This is a genomic window from Nonomuraea antri (assembly GCF_013283785.1).
GTDB classification, from domain to species: Bacteria; Actinomycetota; Actinomycetes; order Streptosporangiales; family Streptosporangiaceae; genus Nonomuraea; species Nonomuraea antri.
In genome coordinates this window covers 1-2015 of sequence record NZ_JABCPZ010000496.1, presented here as the reverse complement: position 1 = coordinate 2015, position 2015 = coordinate 1, and the positions used below count along the sequence as shown (strand labels likewise).

The 2015-nt window shown below is 65.8% G+C and carries 2 protein-coding genes; both read left to right on the top strand.

Going from position 1 to position 2015, the window contains the following annotated elements; translation table 11 throughout:
• The first annotated feature begins 311 nt into the window (after window positions 1-311).
• Window positions 312-572, top strand: coding sequence for a hypothetical protein (locus tag HII36_RS54865; RefSeq protein WP_173531330.1), 261 nt, complete (start codon window positions 312-314; stop codon window positions 570-572).
• Window positions 573-600: 28 nt separating this feature from the next.
• Window positions 601-1308, top strand: a complete 708-nt coding sequence (gene lexA, locus HII36_RS54860; protein WP_217371146.1) for a transcriptional repressor LexA — start codon at window positions 601-603, stop codon at window positions 1306-1308.
• The last annotated feature ends 707 nt before the right edge of the window (window positions 1309-2015 follow it).

Genomic DNA, 2015 nt, shown 5'->3' with positions numbered 1-2015 from the left:
CCACACGAACCTCCAGCCACCCTTCTTCCGCACGACTCCCCGGTGCGCCTCCCGCACCAGCCCCCCGTGCGCCTCCCGCGGGGGCCTCTGGCGCCCGTCTCGTACGGGATCGGGGCGCCGGGCCCGGGGCGTGTTCGCCTCCTCGCGTCCCGTCATGAGGCGAAGTCGGGACGGACAGGGACGGATCCCCTCGCGTTTCTCCGGAAGCCGATCCGGAGCCCAACCTCTTGCCGGAATCGGGGTAAGTGCGCGTCTCGGGCCGCGTATTGTCTCCCCGTCGATCGTTGCCCTGGGCGGCGTCGGCGATGAGGGTGAGCCTTCTGACGTCTTCGCTGGTCGCGTCGGTGATGGTGGTCGTTCGCATGGTGAAACCTCTCGCCGTGTGCCCCGAGAAAGGGCCAAATAAGATCAGCAAATCGAACACGGTGTCGATCGAACTCCCGTACGATGTTGTACACCACGCTGGCGACAATTTCGAGGAAGACTCGAACAATTGTTTGAAGATGATCTTCAACAGCGATACGGTCGCTGTGTGCGACATCAGGACCACGGACCGGGAGGTGCGCCGGTGAGGCGGGCCGCCGGGCGAGGAGGCAGAGCATGAGCGAGCGAGATGACGCAAACGGGGTCAGCGACCTCGCAGTGCGCCGGCGCGACTCCCTGGGGCTGACCCCACGGCAGCGCAAGATCCTCGAGGTGATCCGCGATTCCGTGCAACAGCGCGGGTATCCGCCGTCCATGCGTGAGATCGGCGAGGCCGTGCAGTTGACGAGCACGTCCAGCGTGTCGCACCAGTTGACGGCGCTGCAGCGCAAGGGCTACTTGCGGCGCGACCCGCACCGCCCGCGCGCGCTTGAGGTCCGCCTGCCCGGCGAGCCGGTTCTCTGGGTCGATCCTGACGGCGCCCAGGAGGACTCGACGGTGAGCAGGCCCACCGCCGCGTACGTGCCGCTCGTCGGCCGCATCGCCGCAGGTGGCCCGATCCTGGCCGAGGAAAGTGTGGAAGACGTCTTCGCCCTGCCCAAGCAGCTCGTCGGTGAGGGCACGCTGTTCCTTCTGCAGGTCGCGGGTGACTCGATGATCGAGGCCGCGATCGCCGACGGCGACTGGGTGGTCGTCCGGCAGCAGCCGGTCGCGGAGAGCGGCGACATCGTGGCGGCCATGATCGACGGCGAGGCCACGGTCAAGACGTTCAAGCGCAAGGACGGCCATGTCTGGCTGGTCCCTCACAACTCCAACTACGACCCGATTCCCGGTGACGAGGCCAGCGTCCTGGGCAAGGTCGTCGCGGTCCTGCGCCGCCTGTAGTCCGGACGGAATGTTGTCGGGCCGCTAGCTGGTAGGTGTCCAGGACGTCATGTCACCCGTCTGACTGTGGCTGTCTATGTCTAGGACGTCATGATGTCCGTCCGTCTGTGGTTCGGACGTCGTTGTGCCGGCTGAAGTACGGGCGCCCGTTCCGTTCGGGCGTCTGTCCTGTCTTGTGGTCTGTCCTGTCTTGTGGTCTGTCCTGTCTTGTGGTCCGGCCGTTGAAGCTGCGGTCTGGATGTTGTCGTACCGTCCAGGCGGTTTGTGGTTCGAGTGCCTGGCTGCTCGGCTCGAAGGGCTGACGGTTCAACGGTCCGGCGGTTCGGCAACTGCGGTTCGGGGCTCGATGGTTTGAGGCGGGTGTCCTCGGGGTGCCGTTGGACGCATGACCATGGCGGACGCCATGACAACCCTGAGGTACCGGGGTTCAGCCGCTATACGTTCGTTGGGCGGGCGGCTTGTTGGCATGCCCGGCATTTCCTTGCCCTAGGCAGGCTGTCGAGTGTGTTCGTTCGGCGTGGGGATCCTCGGCCGCAGGCAGGAGCGGACCCGGGTGCTGTGGCGAACAAGGCGGAGTGCCCGGTCACGTCCACGGACGTGGTGTATGAATCGATCTCCGTGTGATCCTGTTTCTGCAGGTTAAGCGGTGAGTGTCTGCGGAAGTGTGTCCGTGCTCGGTGTGTCTCCGGGAATCACCCGGATGCGGG